Annotated in this window: 2 protein-coding genes; both read left to right on the top strand. The window is 65.5% G+C overall.

Going from position 1 to position 5,705, the window contains the following annotated elements:
• Positions 1-439, top strand: a 439-nt coding sequence (locus tag NRB16_RS28580; RefSeq protein ID WP_257107528.1) for a phosphopantetheine-binding protein, incomplete at its 5' end; no start/stop codon positions are given.
• A partial coding sequence (locus NRB16_RS28585) for a non-ribosomal peptide synthetase (RefSeq protein ID WP_257107529.1) occupies positions 436-5,705 on the top strand: 5,270 nt, incomplete at its 3' end. The genes NRB16_RS28580 and NRB16_RS28585, both read left to right, overlap by 4 nt.

Below are 5,705 nucleotides of genomic sequence, written 5' to 3' on the forward strand. Positions count from 1 at the left end.
GCGTCTGGTGGCGTACTACACCGCTGCCCATGCCCTGGAAATCGCCACCTTGAGGGCGCACCTGCTGGCAAGCCTGCCGGAGTTCATGGTCCCGGCGCAGTTTGTCCATCTGCCGGCCTTGCCGCTGAGCCCCAACGGCAAACTGGACCGCAAGGCCCTGCCGGCGCCGGATGCGCAATCGCTGGCGGCGCGTGAATACCAGGCGCCACAGGGCGAGCTGGAAATCACCCTGGCCGGGCTGTGGGCCGAGCTGCTGGGGGTGGAGCGGGTCGGACGGCAGGATCACTTCTTTGAGCTGGGCGGGCATTCGTTATTGGCCGTGACCCTGATCGGCCGTCTGCAACAGCAAGGAATCGAGGCCGATGTCAGGGCGTTGTTCGAGCAACCGACCCTGGCCGGCTACGCGGCAATTACGGAAAGAATGGAGATCGTCCTGTGAGCCTGAATGACGTATTGGCGGCCCTGAAGGCCAAGGACATCCAGTTGGCGCTCAAGGATGACCAACTGGTGGTGCAAGGCAACCGGCAGGCGCTCAGCGAGCCGGGCATGCTGGCGATATTGCGCGCGCACAAGCCGGCGTTGCTGGAGCTGATTCGCGCAGGGCTATACGACCCCGGCAACACCGGCCAGGTCACGGTGCCGGCCAATGCCATTACCGAAGCAACCACCCGGATCACCCCGGCGATGCTTAACCTGGTAAGCCTGGACCAGGCCCAGATCGACGCCATCGTCGCCACGGTGCCGGGCGGGGCGGCCAATGTGCAGGACATCTACCCGCTGGCACCGCTGCAGGAGGGCATTCTTTATCACCATGTCAGCGCCAGTGGCGGTGACCCTTATGTGCTGCAGGCGCAGTTTGTGTTTGCCAGCGAACAACGCCTGGACGCCTTTGTGCTGGCCTTGCAGGCGGTGATCGACCGCCACGACATTCTGCGCAGCGCGGTGCTCTGGCAGGGCCTGCCAGCACCCGTGCAAGTGGTCTGGCGCCAGGCCTTTCTGATTCAGCAGGAAGTGCTCGCTGCGCCCGGCCAGACGCCCCAATCGGCGCTGCAAGCGCACTTCGAGCCGACCCGTTTGCGGCTGGACGTCAGCCGGGCGCCGCTGCTGCAACTGGGCTTCAGCCGTCACCCAGAAAACGGCACGATCAGCGCGGTGCTGCTGTTTCACCATATGGCACTGGACCACAGTGCACTGGATGTCGTGCGCCATGAAATGCAGGCGTTTCTCAGTGGCCAGGGCGGCAAACTGGGCAAGCCGGTGCCATTTCGCAATTACGTGGCCCAGGCCCGGCTGGGCACCAGCGAGGCCGATCACGAAGCGTTTTTCCGCGACATGCTCGGTGCGGTCCACGAGCCGACCTTGCCGTTTGGTTTGCATGATGTGCAGGGCGACGGCAGCGCGACCCGCGAGACCGGCCTGAACCTGCCGCCGCCACTGAGCCTGCGCTTGCGTGAACAGGCGCGCCAGCAGGGCATCAGCGCCGCCAGCCTGTTCCATCTGGCCTGGGCGCGGGTGTTGAGCGTGCTCAGCGGCCAGGCCCGGGTGGTGTTCGGCACGGTGTTGATGGGCCGCCTGCAAGGCGCCGAAGCCACTGACCGGGCGCTGGGCATTTTCATCAATACCTTGCCATTGCGGGTGGATATCGACGGCGCGGCCACCGACCAGGCATTGAAAGCCACCCATGCCCGGCTGATCAGCCTGATGCGCCACGAGCACGCACCGCTGGCCCTGGCCCAACGCTGCAGCGGCGTGGCGGCACCGGCGCCGCTGTTCAGCGCGTTGCTCAACTACCGACACAGCGCCAGCGGCACCGTGGCCGGCGCCAATGCCGAGGCGCTGGCGGCCTGGGAGGGCATCGACACCCGTCATGGCCGCGAGCGCACCAACTTCCCGCTGACCCTGAGCGTCGATGACCTGGGTCGTGAGTTCAGTCTCAGCCTGCTGAGCACGGCGGGCATCGACGGCCCGCGAGTCTGCCAGTACATGCTCTGCGCCGTGGAGCAACTGGTCCAGGCGCTGGAGCTGACCCCGCAGATCGCCATTGATAGCTTACCGATCCTGCCGGCGGCTGAGCGCCGCCAGCTATTGAATGGCTTCAATGCCACGGCCGCGGATTATCCGCAGCACCTGACCATTGATCAGCGCGTGGCCGCGCAGGCTGCCGAACGGCCCGACGCCGTAGCCGCCGTGTATCAGGGCCAGAGCCTGAGCTATGGGCAACTGGAGCAGCGCGCCAACGGCCTGGCGGCTCAACTGCTGGCGCAGGGCGTCCAGCCGGATGAGCGGGTGGCCGTTGTCGCCCGCCGTGGCCTCGACACCCTGGTGGGGTTGCTGGCGGTGCTCAAGGCCGGTGGTGCTTATGTGCCGGTCGACCCGGCGCACCCGGCCGAGCGGCTGGCTTACCTGCTCAGTGACAGCCAGCCCAAGGTGGTGCTGACCTTGAGCGAGCTGGTTGGCCGGCTACCGGTGTTGTCAGTGCCGGTGATCGAACTGGACCGTCTGCCTGTAGCGCAACTGAACGGCGAGCTGACTCAACGGGCCACGGTCAATAACCTGGCCTACGTGATCTACACCTCTGGTTCCACCGGTTTGCCGAAAGGGGTGATGGTCGAGCACCAGACCTTGAACAACCTGGTGGACTGGCACTGCGAGGCCTTTGACCTTGGCGTGGGCAAGCATACCTCCAGCCTGGCCGGCTTCGGTTTCGATGCCATGGCCTGGGAAATCTGGCCGGCGCTGTGCAGCGGCGCGACCTTGCATCTGGCCCCGACCCAGGACGGCGAACAGGACATCGAAGCCTTGCTCGACTGGTGGCGTGCCCAGCCGCTGGACGTCAGCTTCCTGCCGACCCCGGTGGCCGAATACGCCTTCAGCCAGCAACAGCCGCATCCGGCCCTCAAGACCCTGTTGATCGGTGGCGACCGGCTGCGCCAGTTCCAGCGTGATCCGGGCTTCGCGGTGGTCAATAACTACGGCCCGACCGAAGCCACCGTGGTGGCGACCTCTGGGGTGATGCAGGTGGGTGAGCTGCTGCATATCGGCAAGCCGATGGCCAATGCCAGGGCTTACGTGCTGGACGAGCAACAGCAGCCGGTGCCAATCGGTGTGGTCGGTGAGCTGTATGTCGGCGGTGCCGGTGTGGCTCGCGGTTATCTGAACCGTGAAGACCTCACCGCTGAGCGTTTTTTGACTGACCCGTTCAATGGCGGGCGGATGTACCGCACCGGCGACCTGGTGCGCTGGCTGGCCGATGGCAACCTCGAATATCTGGGGCGTAATGACGACCAGGTGAAGATCCGCGGGGTACGCATCGAGCTGGGCGAGATTGAAAGCGCATTGGCGCACGTACCGGGCATCAAAGAGGCGGTGGTGCTGGCGCTGGAAGACGAGCCCGGCCAGAGCCGGCTGGTGGCCTGGTTCACCGCTGCCCAGGTCATGGAGCCGCCTGTGTTGCGTGAGCAACTGCTCGGCGTATTGCCGGAGTACATGGTGCCGGTGGCGTTTGTCAGCCTTGACGCGCTGCCGCTGACCGCCAACGGCAAGGTCGATCGCCGCGCCTTGCCGCGTCCGCAGCGCAGTGCCTTGTTCAGCCACGGTTACCAGGCGCCGCAGGGCGAACTGGAAACCGCGCTGGCGCAGATCTGGGGCGAGTTGCTCGGCGTGGAGCGAGTGAGCCGCCATGACCGCTTCTTCGAACTGGGCGGGCATTCGCTGCTGGCCATGCGTCTGGCCGCCCAGGTGCGCCAGCGGCTGGGGGTGGAGCTGAGCCTGGGCGAGCTATTCGCCAATGGCGAGCTTGCTGCCGTGGCCCAATCGCTGAGCCGCGCCAGCCGCAGCAGCCAGCCAGAGATTATGCCGGTGGCGCGCAATGAGCCGCTGCCGTTGTCGTTTGCCCAGCAGCGGCTGTGGTTCCTCGCCCAGATGCAGGGCGCCAGTGCGGCCTACAACATTGCCGTACGGCTGCGCCTGAGTGGCCGGCTCGATGAGCATGCCCTGCAACGCGCGCTGAGCCGTATCGTGGCCCGCCATGAGACGTTGCGCAGCCGGTTTGTCGCCCATGACGATGAACCGCGGGTGCACATCAGCCCGGCCGAAGGCGGGGCGCTGCTGCGCGTCAGTGACGCGCAGGGGCTGGATATCGATGCGCTGATGCGTGAGGAGGCGGCGCGGCCTTTCGATTTGCAGCACGACGCACTGATTCGTGGTCAGCTGCTGCGTATTGCCGACGACCAGCATGTGCTGTTGTTGACCTTGCACCACATCATCGCTGACGGCTGGTCGATGGGCGTGCTGACCCGTGAACTGGCCGCCTTGTATCAAGCCTTCAGCCAGGGGGCGGCCGACCCGTTGCCGCCTCTGGCGCTGCAATATGGTGACTACGCCGTGTGGCAACGGCGCTGGCTCAGCGGTGAAGTGCTCAGCCAGCAGGCCGACTACTGGCGTCAGACCCTGGCCGGGGCTGCGGCGCAACTGCTGCTGCCCACCGACCGCCCACGCCCGGCGCAGCAGGACTACAGCGGCGCCAGTGTGCCGTTCGAACTCAATGCCCGGCTGAGCGCCGGGCTCAAGGCCCTGGCCCGGCGTCACGGGGTGACCCTGTATATGGTCATGCTCAGTGCCTGGGCACAGTTGCTTGGGCGCTTGTCCGGTCAGCAAGAGGTGGTGATCGGCTCGCCGGTGGCCAACCGTGATCCTGCACAAATCGATAACCTGATCGGGTTGTTCGTCAATACCGTGGCCCTGCGCATCGACATCAGCGACGCGCCTGACACCCGGACCCTGCTGGCACGGGTCAAGGACCGGGTATTGCAGGCCCAGGCGCATCAGGCATTGCCGTTCGAGCAGGTGGTCGAGGCTGTGCGCCCGGCCCGCAGCCTGGCTTACAGCCCGATCTTCCAGACCTTGCTGAGCTGGGACTCGGGGCTGGATGGCGGGCTGGACGGTAGCGCCGATGGCCAGCCGATGCTGGGCGAGTTGCATCTGCAAGGTATTGCCCAGCACAGCCAGGTGGCCAAGTTCGACCTGTCACTGAACCTGGGCGAAACCGCCAGCGGTATTGGCGGCAATCTGGAATACGCCAGCGCCTTGTTTGATGCCACGACCATCGAGCGTTATGCCGGCTACTTGCAGCGCACCCTGCAGGCCATGCTGGATGCCGAGCAGGCTGCGCTGGAATATGCCGACATTCTCACGGCCGAGGAACGCTGGCAGTTGCTGGAAGGCTTCAACGCCACCGCGGTACCTTACGATCTTGAGCAGACCCTGCACGGGCTTTTCTCTGCCCAGGTGCAGCGCACCCCGAATGCTACGGCATTGCAGGCCGGTGAGCAGGTGCTCAGCTATGCGCAACTGGAGGCGCGGGCCGATGCCCTGGCTCAGGTGCTGATTGAGCAGGGCGTACAGCCCGATGCGCGGGTGGCGATCTGTGTCGAGCGCAGTGTCGAGATGGTGGTCGGCTTGCTGGGCATCCTCAAGGCTGGCGGTGCCTATGTGCCGCTGGACCCGGCGTATCCGCTGGAGCGCCTGCAGCACATGCTCGAAGACAGCGAGCCGGTGGTGTTGCTGGTGCATCAAGCGACCCGCAATCTGTTGCCCGTCAGCGGCATCCCGGTCATCAATCTGGAGACAATTGTGGCTGGAGCACCTGTAGGCGCGAGCTTGCTCGCGAATGCATCGGCCTCAAATCTGGCCTATGTGATCTACAC

The organism is Pseudomonas sp. LJDD11, assembly GCF_024584215.1.
GTDB lineage: Bacteria > Pseudomonadota > Gammaproteobacteria > Pseudomonadales > Pseudomonadaceae > Aquipseudomonas.